The organism is Solirubrum puertoriconensis (assembly GCF_001483135.1).
Taxonomy (GTDB): Bacteria; Bacteroidota; Bacteroidia; order Cytophagales; family Hymenobacteraceae; genus Solirubrum; species Solirubrum puertoriconensis.
Genome location: NZ_LNAL01000006.1, coordinates 225,396 through 242,198, shown reverse-complemented (window position 1 = coordinate 242,198; position 16,803 = coordinate 225,396). Strand labels below are relative to the sequence as shown.

Below are 16,803 nucleotides of genomic sequence, written 5' to 3'. Positions count from 1 at the left end.
CCTGAGCGCCCCTGCCACAGCAATTGGCGCGCTCGGTGTAGGGCAAGGTTAGGCAACCCCGCAGCCAGCCAGAATTAAATGTGATGGAACCCGCAAAAGATGTGACGAACCACTTGCCAACCCGCACAAACGCCGCCTAGGTTGTGGCTAAGCCAAAAGCAAAAAGCCGGCTGCTAATGCTAGCAGCCGGCTTTTTAATAGCGGTTGATGCGTCGTGCTTACTTAGCAGCGCCCAGTGCAGCCAGCACCGTGTGCAGCCCTTGCTCGGCATCGTTGCCGAGGTGGATGCGCAGCGTGCGGCGGTTGTAGTTCTGCAGGGCTTCCAAGTCGCCTTGCGCCTGGGCGTTCTTGAACGTGCCGAAGGTGTACGAGCGGCCGGGCAGCTGCAGGTCCTGCGGGTGGTCGACGGTGAACTGGATGAACAAGCCCGTGTCGGGGCCGCCTTTGTGGTACTGGCCCGTGGAGTGCAAAAAGCGCGGACCGTAGCCCGAGGTAGTGGCAATGTGGTGCTGTTGTTGCACTTGGGCGCGCAGTTGCTGCAGGCTCTCGTTCAGGCCGGGCGTTTCGGTCAGGTACGCCTGAATGTTCAGGAAGTCGCCGGCTTTGGCCTGGCCAAAGAAAGCCTTCAGCAGCTCGGCCGCGTTGCCGCCGCTCACCTTGGTGTAATAGGTTACGCCCTGCTCCTGCACCTTGGGCTCCTCGGTTTGGGGCAGCTTGCCTTGCTCCTGCACCACCTTCATGAGGCGGTCGGTAGCGGTTTTGCTTTCCTGCACGTTGGGCTGGTCGAAGGGGTTGATTTCGAGCACGGCGCTGGCCACGGCCGTGGCCACCTCCCAGCGGAAGAACTCCTGCCCTAGGTCGAGCGGGTCGTTCATCAGGATGGTGATAACCGGGTGGCCGGCTTGCTCGAGGCGCTCCAGCTTCTGGCGGTTTTCCTGATCGGGCTGGTTGCGGTAGCCCACGTACACGAACACGCGGTCGTGGCCGTACAGCTCCGGCTCGCCGGCCGGCTCACCGGCCACCGGCAAAATGCCTTTGCCTTCTTTGCCGGTGCTTTCGGCAATCAGCTGCTCCAGCCACAGCCCTAGGTCGCTCAGCGACTCCGGCACGATCAGGGTTAGCTTGTCGCGGCCTTGCTGGGCCAGCACACCTAGGGCCACGCCCAGTTCCAGGCCGGGGTTTTGCTCCACCGGGCCATTGCTGCCGCAGGCCTGCATCATGGCCACGGAGCGCTCCAGCACCTCGCGGATGTTGATGCCGTACAGCGCGGCCGGCACCAGCCCGAAGTACGACAAGGCCGAGAAACGGCCGCCCACCTCGGCAAAATTCAGGAAGATGCGGCGGTAACCCTCGCGCGTAGCTTGCTCCACAAACTTGGAGCCCGGGTCGGTAATGGCCACGAAGTTCTCGCCCACCTTATCGCCCTTCAGCTGCCGCACGCGGTCGTAGAAGTAGTCGCCGAAAGCCAGCGGCTCGGCCGTGGTGCCCGATTTGCTGGCCACGATAAACAGCGTATCGGCCAGCGGCACCGATTCTTCGATCTGGCGCACCGTACCGGGGTCGGTGGTATCGAGCACCGACATGGGCAAGCCGTTCGGGCCTTGCTCGAACGACGATTTGAACACGATGGGCGCCATGGTGCTGCCGCCCATGCCCATTACCACCACGTGTTTGAAGCCAGCCTGCTTTGCCTCCTGCACAAACTGCTCAATTTCGGGCACGGCCTCCAGCATGGTTTCGGCCACGCGGAGCCAGCCCATAAAGCTGCGCAGGTTTTGCTGCGCCTGGGCATCCTGCACCCACAGCGAGGCCTCTTTGTTCCAGAAACCTTCGGTGAAGTTTTTGACATTAAACTCCTGGAGTTTCGCGTCGATGTCGGCTTGGTAGCGGCCTAGGTGCAAGGTGGCCGCGGGCACTACCGCAGCGGTGTTGGCTGGCTGATTTTGGTTTGCCATTAGGTCTGAGTATTAGCTTGTGATGAACGTTGGGGGTGCTGCCGGTGGCAGTGGTAGCGGACGGGCAGCCAGCGGGCCGTTGGCTTGCAGAACGCCGCCCGAAACGGCGAATATCTACGTTCCGCCGCAATGGCAGTATACTCTAATGCATATTTTACCCTAGGTGCAGGCCGGCAAACCGCTTCGGGGCAACTGCTTACGCCTGGCGAAATACCTCGCCTGAAACGGTTTGCCTAGGTATCGGCAAACGCCAACGCAGGGCAGCACCAGTTGTAGGCACTGCCCTGCGCGGGTATTCTGCTCGGCGGCGGAGTTTAGCGACCAAAGTCGTCCTGCACGCGCACGATATCGTCTTCGTTTGATGGGTTGGTGGCGTCGGTGTGTTGCCAGATTTCGGCTACCACACCCCAATCGTCGAGGCCAACCAAGCGGTGCCGCTCGCCCTGCTTTAGGGTAATCTGCTCGCCGGGTGCGTAGGTTTTTACCGGCTCTTCGGCATCGGTGGCGCTGGTTGCCACGCCCACAGGCCCCTCGACCACGCGCCAAATTTCGGCGCGGCGGTGGTGGTACTGCCACGACAGCCGCTTGTGCGGTGCCACCAGCAAAACCTTCGGGCTCAGCTTGCCGGCAATTTTCAGCTCGTCAATCGGCAGCCCGTTGAAGTAGGCGTCGGCAAACTCCTGCGCTTGTGCTTCGTCGATAACAAAGAACCCACCCCACGGGCGTGCCTGGTCCTGAGCCACGATAGTGAATCCTTGCTCCTGAAGCTGGCTGGCAATTTCCTCGAAGAGCATTTCTTGATGGGTAGCGATGAAGTTCATGGTTGTGATGCGCTAAGCTGTTGGTGGAAGAGCAAGCCGTGGTTGCGGAATCTGAGGTGGCCCACACCCAAGATACGCAGCCCGACAGTTGAATCTACCAAAAAAATCTTAGAGCGGTTACATTTTATACCTGATCGGCACACGATAACTCGCAAACATAGTGCTGTATTGGGCGCAACAAATCTCCTCCGCTTCCTCAACTAGTGCATCTGCACTTTATGCAGCTCACGCGCGCAAGGCGCTGCGCATTTGCTAAAATGATAACAGCGAGAGGTTTAATGCCTGAATACATTGTATCCTGGCAGAGGCGCTGTAGGAACGCAGTAGTACTCTGTGGGCTGTGTTAACCATTTGCAATGCTTGTAGTTGCACTGGCCAAAGCTAGCTTATTACGATGTGGTGAACGGCTTGTTACCAACTTATGACAAATAATAACATCAATACAATTTTTTATTAGAAACATACATTATATTAGCTATAAAGCTCCCAACATAATTCTTGCTCAACAGCCGACACATGCTTGTGTAGCGGCTGCAGGAATCTGTTTGCTTGTGCCGTGGGTCTCCAAAGTCAACCAACACACCTATTACCACTTCTTATGGGAACTACTTTACCCCTCTATCGACCGACTAGGTCCTTTCGGTTGAGTGTACATCTGCTTTTGCTATTGCTGATTACGATAGTGAGTCGAACTCAGGCCCAAAGTATACAGACTGGTACTATTTCGGGAGGTCCATTCTGCGTGGGTTCTCAGATAGCGGTGCCATTTACATTTAAGAGCTATACAAATAATCAGCTTGTCACCTTTCGAGCGGAAATATCAACTGCTAACGATTTTACTTCTCCTATAGCTATAGGAACGGCCAGTTACACCTACCCCAACAATGGCAACCCCTCTGTTGATGGTTTTATTAATACAACAATACCATCTACAGTGAGCAGCGGAGGTAATTACCGTGTGCGCGTGGTTTCCTTAACAAGCGACAACAAGATTGCTGTAGTGGGCACAACTAGCAGCAGCACGCTGAATATTGCTACTCCAGCGACAGTTAGCGTTAGCATCTCCACCTCAACGGGTAGCAGTATTTGCAACGGTACAACGGTTGTTTTTAGTGCAACTGTAGCCAACGGCGGTACGACACCAACTTACCAGTGGAGCATCAATGGAGGCCCCATAGCAGGAGCTACATCCGCAACCTTTACACGAACTACGCTACAGAACAACGATGTTGTAGGGTGCAGGGTAACGTCAAACGCAACCTGCATCACAAGTAACCCTGCAAATGCTAGTGTTACAATGACCGTCAATGCCCTGCCTACGGCTACCATTGCGGCCAGCGGCCCCACCAGCTTTTGCACTGGCGGCTCGGTTACGCTATCTGCCCCGGCAGGCTTAAGCTACCTATGGAGCACCGGCGCTACATCGCAATCCATTACAGCCTCGACAAGCGGCAGCTACTCCGTTACCGTCACCAACGGCAGCAACTGCTCAGCTACTTCGGCAGCTACGGTTGTAACCGTAACGCCCACACCTAGCCTCAGCATAACTGCTCCTGAGACGGTTTGCGCCCCCGCCACTGTAAATCTAACGGCCGCAGCCGTAACAACCGGCAGTACGCTACCCAATGGCACCGTTCTCAGTTATTGGACGGACGCAGCCGCCACTACCCCGCTCAACAACCCGGCAGCAGTGGCCGCAAGCGGAACCTACTACATAAAAGCTACCAACGGCAGCTGCACCGATGTTAAACCCGTATCGGTCACCATTAACCCGGCGCCCACCACGGCTCATGCTGGCCCCGACCAAAGCGTAGATGGCGAAACGGCTACGCTGGCGGCCAACGAACCGCAAGTTGGCACTGGCACCTGGAGCATTGTAAGCGGTACAGGGGGCTCGTTTACGGATGCTACCAAGCCGACTACTACGTTCAAAGGCGTGGCTGGCACCACTTACAAGCTGCTCTGGAGCATTGGCACGGGTTTGTGCCCCGCCTCTACCGACGAGGTAAGTGTAGAGCTGAAGAAGGTAAGCACCACCACCACCGTAGCCGATGCTAGCGGCGTGTATGGCTCAAACGCAGTTACCCTGTCGGCAACGGTGCAGCCAAACCCAGGCGGCGGCTCCGTTGATTTTTACCTAGGCGGCAGCAAAGTGGGCACGGGCACGGTAGGTAATAGTGGCGTAGCTACTTACACCTACGATGCCAGCCAACTGAACGCCTCGGGCACTACGCCCTACTCTATTTCGGCCCACTTCCTAGGTGCCGACTTTTACACGGCCAGCAACAGCGCCCCCGGTCAGCTCACCATTAACCCAGCGCCGGCACTCATCAGCCTGAGCGGGCTGAGCACCACGTACGACGGCTCGGCCAAGGCGGCAACTGCGGAAACTAAGCCGGCTGGCTTGGCCGTAAGCATCACTTACGATAGCAACGCAGCGGCTCCGACCAACGCCGGCACGTACGCTGTAGTAGCCACCCTGAACAACGCCAACTACACCGCTCCGGAAGCCAAGGGCAGCTTGGTAATTGCCAAAGCAAGCAACAGCATCAGCTTCGACGCGCCTGCTGACCGGACTTACGAGCCAGATGCAAAGCTTACGCTGGCGGCTACGGCTACCTCGGGCCAACAGGTTAGCTTCGCGGTAACCGACGGGCCGGCCAGCATCAGCGGCAACACGCTCGCCATTACCGGTGCGGGCGACATTACGGTAGAAGCCACGCAAGCAGGCAACAGCAACTACGCCGCCGCTGCGCCCGTCAGCCGCACCTTCCGCGTAGCCAAAGCGGATCAAACCATCGGCTTTGCTGGGCTGGCCGACAAAACCTTTGGTGCTGCCGATTTTGAGCTTTCGGCTAGCAGCACCGCGAAGCTACCGGTAAGCTTTGCCGTTACGGGCAACGCCACACTGCTGGATGATGGCAAAACGATACGCCTGACCGGCGCCGGATCGGTTACGGTAACGGCCACCCAGCCCGGCGACGCCAACTACAACGCGGCTACTGCAGTAAGCCGCACGTTTGCGGTTGGCAAGGCGGCTGCTACCCTACAACTCGGCCAGCTGGCATTTGATTACGACGGCAACCCCAAACCCGTAGCGGTAACTACCGACCCCACTGCGCTAACGGGGGTGAGCATTACCTACGATGGCTCGGCAACGGCGCCAACAGCCGCCGGCAGCTACGCCGTAGTAGCCTCGCTGGCCAATGCCAACTACCAAGCAACCAACGCTACCGGTACGCTGGTGATTAGCAAGGCCGCTGCTACCGTAGAACTCGCCGGCCTCAGCCAAACGTACAGCGCCACCGCTAAAACCGTAACGGCCAGCACCCCGGCTACGGGCAGCAGCAGTTTCAGCTATAGCTTCAAGCAAGGCAATACCAGTGTTACGGAGCCCACGGCTGCTGGCAGCTACGAGGTTACTGCTACGCTCAGCAACGCCAACTACACGGGCAGCGCTAAGGGCACGCTGATAATTGCACCGGCGGCACTTGCTATTACGGTAACGAATGAAAGCCGGGCTTACAACACCGCCAACCCCAGCCTTACGGGCACGCTTACCGGTGTGCAAGGCACCGACGCCATTACGGCCAGCTACAGCACTACGGCCGATGCAGCCAGCAATGTGGGCAAATACCCCATCACCGCTACGCTCCTCGACCCCGATGGCAAACTGAGCAACTACACCGTAACCAACACCCCCGGCGAGCTAAGCATTACCCCTGCCGCGGCCACCCTCAGCCTAGCCAACCTAGGCGGCCACACCTACGATGGCACGACCAAAGGTGCTGAGGTAAGCACCTCGCCCACCAACCTGGCTTACACGATTACCTACAACGGTGCACCGGCGCAGCCAAGCGCGGCCGGCTCCTACAACGTTGTCGCGACTTTGACCAACGGCAATTACTCGGCAGCCGATGCCACCGGCACCCTGACAATTGCACAACGGGCCCTGACGGCAAAAGCCAACGACAAAACGCGCACCTACGGCGGGGCTAACCCAACCCTCGATGGTGAGGTGGAAGGAGCTGTAAGCGGCGACGGCATTACGGCCACGTACAGTACCGCTGCCGATGCTACCAGCAGCGTAGGCAGCTACGACATCAAGATTCAGCTGAACGACCCCAACAACAAGCTTGGCAACTACTCGGTGAGCAAGCAGGATGGCAAGCTTACCGTAGGAAAGGCCCAGCTAACCGTTACGGCTAACGACGACAGCCGCGCCTACGGACAAGCCAACCCAAGCTTTACAAGCATCATGACGGGCTATGTAAATGGCGACGGGGCAGCAGCCCACAGCGGTGCGCCGGCCCTGAGCACAACGGCCAATGCCGATAGCCCGGTGGGCACCTACTCCATCACGGCTGCTCTGGGGTCGTTGCAAGCTGCCAACTACACCTTTGCCTTCGTGCCGGGTACGCTTACCATCGGCAAGGCTGCGCTAAGCGCGAAAGCCGACGATAAAAGCCGCACCTACGGCGACGCCAACCCTGCCTTTACGGGTACACTCACGGGCGTGCGCAACGCCGATGCCATTACGGCCAGCTACAGCACCACGGCCACCACGGCTACGGGCGTGGGCACCTACGACATCGTGTCGACGCTTACCGACCCGAACAGCAAACTCGGCAACTACGAGGTTTCGTTAACGAGCGCCACGCTTACCATCGGAACGCGCCCGGTAACGGTAACAGCCGATAACAAAACCAAAGAGTACGGCGACGCCGACCCGAACCTAACCTATCAGATTACGGCCGGTTCGTTGGTAAACGGCAACAGCTTCAGCGGCAGCATTGCCCGCGCCTCGGGCGAAGATGTCGGCAGCTACACCATTGGGCGCAACACACTTACCCTAGGTGCCAACTACCAGCTCACCTTCGGGGAAGCACAGCTAACCATTGGCAAAGCTCCGCTTACCGTCGCGGCCAACAACGCCAACCGGGCTTACGGCGACGACAATCCCGCTTTCGGCGTGAGCTACTCGGGATTCAAGAAAAGCGAAACCGAGACGGTGCTGAGCGGCTCGCTCAGCCTGCAAACTTCGGCCACGAAGGCTTCGCCGGTTGGCAGCTACGATATTACTGCCAGCGGGCTTACCTCAGGCAACTACCACATCAGCTTTAAAGCCGGTGAACTGACGATCGGCACGCGCGCAATAGCCATTAAGGCCAATGCACAAAGCAAAGTATACGGTACCACCGACCCTGCCCTAACGTACACCATTACCGCAGGTTCGTTGGCCAACAACGATAAGTTCTCGGGTGCCCTAGGTCGGGTTTCGGGCGAGGGCGTGGGCAGCTACGCTATTGAGCAACGCACGCTGGCGCTGAGCAACAACTACGCCCTCAACTACACCGGCGCCAACCTGCAGATTACACAAGCGGCCTTGGTGGTAGTCAGCAACCCCAAAACCAAAACCTACGGCGACGCCCTGCAGCCAACTGACTTCACGGGCAGCCTCGACGGCGTAGTATCCGGCGACAACATCACAGTGTCGCGCAGCAGCACAGGGGCCGCGGCCACGGCCAATACCGGCAGCTACGACATTGTGGCTACGCTCGACGACCCCGGCAATAAGCTGGGCAATTACACCGTGAGCAACCCAGCCGGTACGCTAACCGTGAACAAGGCGCCGCTGGCAGTGCAGGCTCACGATAAGAGCAAGACCTACGGTGCCCCCTTGCCCACGCTCACTGGCACACTTACAGGTGTGCGCAACGCTGATGCCATTACCGAAGCCTACAGCACCACGGCCACGCCAGGCAGCAACGTAGGCACTTACACCATTGTAGCCGATGTAGCCGCTACGCCCGCCGTATTGGCCAACTACTCGCTCAGCAAAACCAACGCTACCCTCACCATTGGCAAAGCGGCACTTGTGGTTACGGCCAACAACGCTACCAAAGCCTACGGTGCGGCGCTGCCCGCATTCAGCGTGAGCTACTCGGGGTTGGTAAACGGCGACACTGCCCCGAAAACGCCGCCTACCATCGGTACCACGGCCACGGCCGGCAGCCCGGTTAAGGCCGGCGGATACCCCCTTACCGCCCAAGGTGCCGTCGATGGCAACTACGACATCAGCTACCAGGCCGGCACGCTCACCGTTACGCCCGTCGACCTGATTGTAACGGCCGACAATAAGAGCAAGGTGTATGGCCAAGTCAACCCGGCCTTCACGGCCAGCTACTCGGGCCTCGTGAACAGCGATACGCCAGCCAGCCTAGGTGGCTCCCTGAGCTTTGCCACGCAGGCAACTGCCAGCAGCCCGGTAGGCGCCTACGACGTTACGCCCAGTGGCCTGACTTCGGGCAACTACACGCTGGCGTTCAAAGCCGGTACGCTCACCATCGGCAAAGCGCAGCTGAGCGCCACCGCCAACAACAAGAGCCGCTTGTACGGTGGGGCTAACCCGGCCTTCGACGGAACCCTCAGCGGGGTACAAAATACCGACGCCATTACGGCCAGCTACACCTCTATGGCCAAGCAAACCACCGGTACTGGCACCTACAGCATTGTAACCAGCCTGAACGACCCAGATCAGAAGCTGGGTAACTACGAGGTGAAGCTGACCAACGGCATACTCACCATCGACAAGGCTACCCTAACGGTTACGGCTGACAACAAGAGCAAAACTTACGGCGACCTTAACCCCGCTCTCACGGTAAGCTACAGCGGCTTCGTCCTGAACCAAACCGCCTCGGTACTGACTACTGCCCCAACTGCTAGCACCACGTCTACACAGGGCAGCGGCGCCGGTATATACCCCATCACGGCTGCTGGTGGCGCTTCGAATAACTACGCCTTTACGTACGTAGCCGGCACGCTCACCGTGGGCAAAGCCGAATTGACAGTAAAGGCTAACGACGCCAGCCGCACTTACGGCCAAGCCAACCCCTTGTTCGCGGCCACCATTACGGGCTACGTGAACGGCGACGGGGCTTCGGCTCACTCTGGCGTACCCTCGCTTACCACCACCGCAACCAGCAGCAGCCCGGTGAATACTTATTCCATTACGGCTGCCCTAGGTTCGTTGCAAGCGGCCAACTACAGCTTTGCTTTTGCACCGGGTACGCTTACCATCGGCAAGGCAACCATTACCGTCGGCAACACCAATCGCTCTAAAACCTACGGCGCGGGCTTGGCAGCTACCGACTTTGCGGGCACGCTGGAGGGGGTTGTTTCGGGTGATGGAATTACGGCCACGCGCTCCAGCGTTGGCGCCGCTGCGGCGGCCATTGTTGGGCAGTACCCCATCAAGGCCGCGCTCCTCGACCCCAACAGCAAGCTGAGCAACTACACCGTAACCAACACCGACGGTACGCTGACGGTGGACAAAGCTCAGCTAACGGTTACCGCGGCCAACCAGCAACGCACCTACGGCGACGCCAACCCAACTCTGACGGGGCAACTCACGGGTGTGCAAAACGCCGACGCCATTACGGCCAGCTACAGCACCACGGCCACCGCGGCTACGGGCGTGGGCAGCTACGCCATCGAGCCCGCGCTGAACGACCCGGCTGGCAAGCTGAGCAACTACACCCTCACAAAAATCAACGGCACACTCACGATTAACCCGCGTGCCGTAACGGTAACCGCCGACAGCAAAACCATGGTGTACGGCGAAACCGAGCCGGCCCTCACGTACAAAGTTTCGGCCGGCACCCTGGTCAACAACGATGCCTTCACGGGGGCACTGTCGCGCCAGCCGGGCACCGATGTGGGCACGTACGCCATACTTCGCAACAACTTGGCCCTAGGTGGCAACTACACCCTCACGTACGTAGGAGCCAACCTGACCATTACGCCGCAGTTTGCCAACCCCGTTGCCGACACGTACTACACCGGTTCTAAGTTCTACTGGAGCACTGGGCCTACCAGCAACACCGTAACCCTGAACCTGGTAACCACCCTGAAGAACAACCCGAACTACGGCGGCGACATCCGCACGGCCAAGGCCTCGTTCTTCGTGCGCAAAGCCGACGGCTCGCTCACGGCCATCAACGGGGCCCAAAACCTGCCCGTTGGTTTGGTAAACCCTGGTGATATGAGCACCGGCACGGCTTCGGCCAATGTGCAGTACACTTTCAGCGGCAGCGCGGCGGTTATCGACATTGCCGTGAAAGTATCGGGCAACTACCGCAGCTTCGACGACGGCTCGAAGGATGCGCCCGTAACGCTGGCCGTACCTACCCCCGGTGGCCTGATTGCCGGCGGCGGCTCGTTTACCGAAGCTGGCTCGGCTGGCTACATCAAAGGCAGCGCCGGCTACGCCTTCTACGTGCAGTACAACAAGAGCCTGAAAAACCCGCAGGGCAGTGTATCGGTAACGGTGCGCAGCAAATTCGACCGGACTGGTAAAGAAGATGGCAAGCTGCACACCTACCTGCTGAAGAGCAACGCCATTTCGGTGCTGGCCGTGAACAACCCCAAAGCCCAGTTCAGCGGCAAGGCCAACATCAAGGAAATTGTGGATGGCGTGGAGCAAAGCATCGAAGGCAACTGCAACATGCAGTTGGAACTGATGGACGGCGTAGGCAACCCCGTGGTGACTCCGGCAACGCAGGATTTGCTGGCCGTTACCATTTACCGCGCCAACGGCGGCGTGTGGTACTCGAGCCAGTGGGGTGGCACCGAGCCAGTAATGCGTGTTGTGGAAGGCAAAGACGTGGTAACGGTGAACGGCGCACCGAACGCCACGGCCGCCGTAACCGCCACTACCCCGAGCAGCACGGCCAGCCTGGCCATAGCTGCGCCTGCTGCTCCGGCACCCAAGCAGGCCGAGGTTACGCTGCTCGAAGTATATCCGAACCCGATAGCCGACAAAGCCACGGTTCGCTTCCGCGCAGCTAAGGGCGGCAAGGCCCAGGTGTACCTCTACAACCAACTCGGGGCCCTGGTAACTACGCTCTACAATGCCGAGGTGCAAGGTGGCCAAGAGTACCTGGTGCCGCTACAAGCCATCAGCCTGCCCACGGGCACCTACTTCTGCCGCCTGATCATCAACGGGCAAGTAGAAAACCGGCGCATTACTGTTGCCAAGTAACGGCGCCTGACCATCCAAAAAGTAAAGCGGCCGGGCAGTGCCCGGCCGCTTTACTTTTTCATATTTACACCAAGCAGCCATTTAGCAGCTGCCCAATGAATTAGCGGCACAATTGTTGAGCTTACCCGAAGGCGCGGTTACCCTTCCGCGCGTATGGAAAATCCATTGTTCAAAGCCCCGGAGCCTTGTTTCGGGGCTTTTTCGTGCGGCGGTGGGAACCGTTGCCTAGCCGCTGTTGTTGCGCGCCCAACCTTACTGCGGCCTATGATTTCAGTTCAACTCACCTCTATGGGTTTTGTCCCAACCAAGCATGTCAAAGCGGGCGGCTCGCGGCCGGCGGGGGTGCAATACGAACGCAAAGGCCGAATTGAGCCGATGTGTGTGTTCGTGGCCCTCGACGAAACCTTTGCCGAGATTGTGCTCGGGCCTGGCCAACGCCCGCGGGTGTACGGCCGGGGGCGCTTTACCAGCGCCGAGCACCTGGGCAACTTTTTGCGCCTGCACGCCAACTGAGCAGCGGTACTTACCCCTGTCAGCGGACCGCGCCAACCTAGGTTGGCGCGGTCCGCTGCGTTTAGAGCCAGCCAGTACAAGCAGTAGCGCAACGGCTGATCATCTTTCGGTGTCAATGGCTTACTCATACTGCCCGAAATGGTAGCTTCGGGCTTCCGCTACACCTCCTCTCCTTCTTTCTCTATGACGCGTTCTTTTGCCTTCGGCAAGTGGCTGTTGGCTTTTCCGCTACTTGGCGCGGCCCTAGGTGGCTGTAACCCCTCGGGCAGCTCCAGCACGGTCCAAACCGACATCCTGCAAAGCAGCCTCGACACCACCGTACACCCCGGCGACGACTTTTTCACCTACGCCAACGGCGGCTGGCTGAAGCGCCACCCCATTCCGAACTCGGAAAGCTCGTGGGGCATTGGCCGCGAGGTGCAAAACGAGGTGTACGCCCGCCTGCGCGCCCTGAGCGAAGAGGCCGCCAAAGCCAACGCCGCTGCGGGCAGCAACCAGCAGAAGATTGGCGACTTCTACGCCACCGGTATGGACTCGGCCCGTATCGAGCAGCAAGGCATTGCCCCGCTGAAGCCCGAACTGGACCGCATTGCCGCCATCCGTACGCCGCAAGAGGTAATGGCTACCGTGGCGCACCTGCAGCCCCTAGGTGTAAATGCCTTGATGGGCATGTACGTGACGCAGGATGCCAAGAACAGCGAGAAGATGGCGCTGTACCTGTACCAGGGCGGCCTGGGTTTGCCCAACCGCGACTACTACTTCAACACCGACAAGCGCACGGCGGGCATCCGGCAGCAATACGGTCACCACGTAGCGCGCATGTTTCAGCTGCTGGGGCAGGATTCGGTTACGGCCCGCCAGAACAGCAACCGCGTGGTACGCCTAGAAACGGCTTTGGCGAAGTCGTCGCGCAAGCTCGAAGACCTGCGCGACCCTTACGCCAACTACAACAAAATGGCCGTAACCGACCTAGGCAAGCTGGCCAGCAACGTGGAATGGCGCGCCTTGCTCAACCAGATGGAGCTGCAAAAGGCCGACACCGTGATTGTGGGCCAGCCCGAGTTTTACCGCACGGCCGGGCAGCTGCTGAAGACGGCTTCGGTGGACGACTGGAAGGCTTACTTGCAGTGGCATGTGGTGCACACCTTCGCGCCCAACCTCAGCAGCAACTTCGACAACGAAAACTTCCGCTTCTACGGCACGGTGCTGCAGGGCAGCAAGCAGCAGCGCCCGCGCTGGAAACGCGTGCTCGACCGCGAAGAAGACGCCATGGGCGAAATGCTGGGCCAGTTGTTCGTGAAGGAATATTTCAAGCCCGAAACCAAGCAGCGCTACGAGAAGCTCGTCGACAACGTAACGGCGTCGTTCCGCGAGCATATTCAGCAGCTCGACTGGATGAGCGACTCGACCAAGCAAAAAGCCTTGGTGAAGCTGAGTAAGATTACCAAGAAGGTGGGCTACCCCGATAAGTGGAAGGACTACTCCTCGCTGAAAGTCGACCGCAGCTCGTACGTGCAAAACGTGATGCGCGCCAACCAGTGGGCCTACCGCTACCGCGTAAACAAGCTGGGCCGCCCCGTCGACCGCACCGAATGGGACATGACGCCCCAGACCTATAACGCCTACTACAACCCCTCGAACAACGAGATTGTGCTGCCGGCGGCCATTTTCGCCATTCCGGGCCTGAAGGATGAAGACGCCGACGACGCCACTATTTACGGCTACGCCGGCGCCAGCACCATCGGCCACGAGCTTACCCACGGTTTCGACGACGAAGGCAGCCAGTACGACGAAAAGGGCAACTTGCGCAATTGGTGGACAAAGCAAGACCGCGCCGAGTTTAAAAAGCGCGTAAACCAGATTGTGCGCCAGTTCAACGGCTACACCGTGCTCGATTCGTTGCGCATCAACGGCAAGGCCACGGCCGGCGAAAACATTGCCGACCTAGGCGGCATCGTCATTGCCTACGACGCCTTCAAGAAAACTGAGCAATACAAGAAGGGCGAAAAGCTCGGCGGCCTCACGCCCACGCAGCGCTACTTTCTGGGTTATGCGCTAGGGTGGCAAAGCCACCAGCGCGACGAGCAGCTGGCCCAGCGCATCATGACGGATGTACACTCGCCCGCGCAATACCGCGTGAATGGCCCCATGGCCGACGTGCCCGCGTTCTACGAGGCCTTTAAGGTGCAGCCCACGCACAAGCTGTTCCGCCCCGATAGCGCCCGCGTGCGCATCTGGTAAATAGCCTGCGGAGCTCAACCCGCACCTCCAAATGCCCGTTGGCTTAGTGCCAGCGGGCATTTTTGCTTGCTGCCTAGGTGCTGCCACCTGCTCGCCGTAGGTTGGGCACCGTAGCCTGTGCCTCTCTGCCATGAACCCTGCTACCCCTGTTCCTCCTACTAGTCCAGCCGCTCCGGATTCGGTGAGCATCATCATTCCGGCGTACAAGGAGGCCGATGCTATTGGCGCGTTGGTGCAGTACCTACGCCGTGCATGTGGCGAGCAAGCCGGGGTGGAAATTATTGTGGCCGATGGCCAAAGCCCCGACGCTACCGCCGCCATTGCGGAAGCCGCGGGCGCTCGGGTACTGCGCTGCCCACGCAAAGGCCGCGCTGCGCAAATGAACCACGGCGCCAACGCGGCCCACGGGCGCATTCTCTACTTTCTGCACGCCGATAGCTACCCGCCGCCGAGCTTCTTGGCCGACATCCGGCGGGCTGTGCAGCAGGGGTACGGCAGCGGCTGCTACCAACTAGCCTTCGACCACCCGCACTGGTTTTTGCGGGCCAGCGCGTGGTTTACCCGCTTCAATTGGGACGCGGTGCGTTTTGGCGACCAAAGCCTGTTTGCCCAGCGCGAAGTATTTGAGCAAGCCGGCGGTTTTCGCGAAGAAATGATTGTGCTCGAGGATCAGGAAATAGTAGGCCGGTTGCGGCGCTTCGGGCCTTTTACCATCCTGCCCGGTTGCGTAACCACCTCGGCTCGCAAGTACCTTGAGAACGGTATTTTCCGGCTTCAAAGCACCTTCCTGCTCATCTGCATCCTGTACCACCTAGGCGTATCGCAGCCCAACCTGAAGCGGGTGTACTGCTCCCTTATTCGGCAAGACAAGATTTAAGCTTTGGTACTAGGATCAGGGTTATGTAATGTCATCATAAACCATATCCTGGTTAATTAAGCCACATCGAGCACACCATTTTGAAGCGGTGCGGCGCAAAGCCGTTGAAGTGCGGCGCCTCGGCGCTAAACCCCAAAATGTAAATCATTTGGGTGCCGGTTTTGGCTTCTTGTACCAACCGCACGGGGTATACCTCGCCCTCGGTGGGCCAGTCGCCTTGGTGGTGCTCGGGGCGGCCACTGGCATCGGTACAACGGGCGTAATCCAAAACAGGACTGCGCTGGATAGCGTCGGTCCAGGAAAGGTTCGAGTGTGGGAACGACATGCGGCAGGTGCGTTAGGATGGAACCTTGAACGGCCACAACGGGAGTGGCCGGCATTGTTTTCCGTGCTCCTCAGCAAAGCAGCAGGTATTTTATGTTAGCTGCTTTGCCGCACTGGGGAAGTATCTAGTAATACGTAGGTAATCCGTAAGCAGGCATGATTACAAGGATTAATCCTTGTACAAACCTGATGCACAGCAGATAACAGAGCTCCGAACCTTCTGTTTGGTATGCCCCTGGTTTGCTTTCTCACCGTTGATACACCAACTAATACTGATACCGGCAGCTTTAAGAAGCCGAGCAAGCTACTTATACCAATCCTGGCTCATTGCAGTAACTTAAGTAAGCAGCAACGGCCCGCTTCCTCTGGTAGGAAGCGGGCCGTTGCTGCTTACGGGCAGATGGCTGCGGCCTAGAGTGCCGTGCGCAACCAGCGGCGGCTGATGCGGCGCCAAGGACGAGCGGCAGCGGCGGGGGTGCTGATAGTAGTTTTCATGGCTGTGTGGTGTTTGGAGAGGGCTGAATAAATTCTGCGGAGGCTGGGGACTTACAGCGCAGCGCGCAGGTAGCGGCGGTTGGCGCGACGCCAAGGACGGCTGAGGGTGCGGGCGGTGAGGGCAGTTTTCATAGTAGTGTAGGAGTTGAGGCGTTTGACGAAGTGTTGAGGCAGGAGAAAATCAGCGGCCGCAAAGCGCGGTTTGGCGTGGCGCGGCTTGACTGATCCGAACGGGTGCACCGCCCATGGCCCGCAAGGCCGGCAGTGCGCGGCGGCTAGGTTGGCTGGTGCTGCGGAGGGCGGTGTGCGTGTTCATTTTTGTGTGGGTTTCTAGCGTTTTCGGGTAGTAATAGCCAATGCGCGTACCAACTTTATAATGCCTTGTAAGTCAATTTATTACATACAAAATAACGACAGCAGCAACTATAAAAGGTGTCCGATATCGAACACCGTGTCCGCTCGCATTACACCCACTCACCGCTGCCTGAAAAATAATTACTGGAGCGCACCTAGGGCTGGGCAGCGCCAGATCCG

Annotated in this window: 8 protein-coding genes; 4 read left to right on the top strand and 4 right to left on the bottom strand. The window is 58.9% G+C overall.

What is annotated here, in order from left to right:
• Positions 1 to 218: 218 nt before the first annotated feature.
• Complete coding sequence (locus ASU33_RS05900; protein WP_059069224.1) at positions 219 to 1,955, bottom strand: phosphoglucose isomerase-related protein; 1,737 nt, start codon at positions 1,953 to 1,955, stop codon at positions 219 to 221.
• A gap of 314 nt (positions 1,956 to 2,269) precedes the next feature.
• The gene (locus ASU33_RS05895; protein ID WP_059069222.1) at positions 2,270 to 2,776 is read right to left on the bottom strand and encodes a cupin domain-containing protein; all 507 of its coding nucleotides are present in this window, start codon (positions 2,774 to 2,776) and stop codon (positions 2,270 to 2,272) included.
• 1,297 nt (positions 2,777 to 4,073) lie between these two features.
• On the opposite strand from ASU33_RS05895, the gene ASU33_RS05890 reads away from it, so the two are divergent.
• The 4 genes from ASU33_RS05890 to ASU33_RS05875 all read left to right on the top strand — a co-directional run bounded on the left by ASU33_RS05890 (position 4,074) and on the right by ASU33_RS05875 (position 15,450).
• Complete coding sequence (locus tag ASU33_RS05890) at positions 4,074 to 11,819, top strand: MBG domain-containing protein (protein WP_059069220.1); 7,746 nt, start codon at positions 4,074 to 4,076, stop codon at positions 11,817 to 11,819.
• Positions 11,820 to 12,083: 264 nt separating this feature from the next.
• Complete coding sequence (locus ASU33_RS05885) at positions 12,084 to 12,332, top strand: hypothetical protein (protein ID WP_149867073.1); 249 nt, start codon at positions 12,084 to 12,086, stop codon at positions 12,330 to 12,332.
• A 183-nt stretch (positions 12,333 to 12,515) separates the two neighbouring features.
• Positions 12,516 to 14,573 (top strand): M13 family metallopeptidase, encoded by a 2,058-nt coding sequence (locus ASU33_RS05880; protein WP_059069215.1) that lies wholly within the window; start codon positions 12,516 to 12,518, stop codon positions 14,571 to 14,573.
• Between the two features lie 130 nt (positions 14,574 to 14,703).
• Positions 14,704 to 15,450, top strand: a complete 747-nt coding sequence (locus tag ASU33_RS05875) for a TIGR04283 family arsenosugar biosynthesis glycosyltransferase (protein ID WP_059069213.1) — start codon at positions 14,704 to 14,706, stop codon at positions 15,448 to 15,450.
• 52 nt (positions 15,451 to 15,502) lie between these two features.
• On the opposite strand, the gene ASU33_RS05870 is transcribed toward ASU33_RS05875, so the two are convergent.
• Both ASU33_RS05870 and ASU33_RS21765 read right to left on the bottom strand, forming a co-directional pair.
• A complete protein-coding gene (locus ASU33_RS05870) occupies positions 15,503 to 15,775 on the bottom strand; it encodes a hypothetical protein (RefSeq protein ID WP_149867072.1) in 273 nt (90 codons plus the stop codon).
• A gap of 675 nt (positions 15,776 to 16,450) precedes the next feature.
• Positions 16,451 to 16,585: a hypothetical protein gene (locus tag ASU33_RS21765; RefSeq protein ID WP_286130418.1), complete on the bottom strand. Its 135-nt coding sequence runs from the start codon at positions 16,583 to 16,585 to the stop codon at positions 16,451 to 16,453.
• Positions 16,586 to 16,803 lie beyond the last annotated feature (218 nt).

Bases quoted from the DNA above. Each gene is read 5' to 3' on its own strand.
- ASU33_RS05900 (WP_059069224.1), bottom strand. From the start codon at position 1,955: ATGGCAAACCAAAATCAGCCAGCCAACACCGCTGCGGTAGTGCCCGCG.
- ASU33_RS05895 (WP_059069222.1), bottom strand. From the start codon at position 2,776: ATGAACTTCATCGCTACCCATCAAGAAATGCTCTTCGAGGAAATTGCC.
- ASU33_RS05890 (WP_059069220.1), top strand. From the start codon at position 4,074: ATGACCGTCAATGCCCTGCCTACGGCTACCATTGCGGCCAGCGGCCCC.
- ASU33_RS05885 (WP_149867073.1), top strand. From the start codon at position 12,084: ATGATTTCAGTTCAACTCACCTCTATGGGTTTTGTCCCAACCAAGCAT.
- ASU33_RS05880 (WP_059069215.1), top strand. From the start codon at position 12,516: ATGACGCGTTCTTTTGCCTTCGGCAAGTGGCTGTTGGCTTTTCCGCTA.
- ASU33_RS05875 (WP_059069213.1), top strand. From the start codon at position 14,704: ATGAACCCTGCTACCCCTGTTCCTCCTACTAGTCCAGCCGCTCCGGAT.
- ASU33_RS05870 (WP_149867072.1), bottom strand. From the start codon at position 15,775: ATGTCGTTCCCACACTCGAACCTTTCCTGGACCGACGCTATCCAGCGC.
- ASU33_RS21765 (WP_286130418.1), bottom strand. From the start codon at position 16,585: ATGAACACGCACACCGCCCTCCGCAGCACCAGCCAACCTAGCCGCCGC.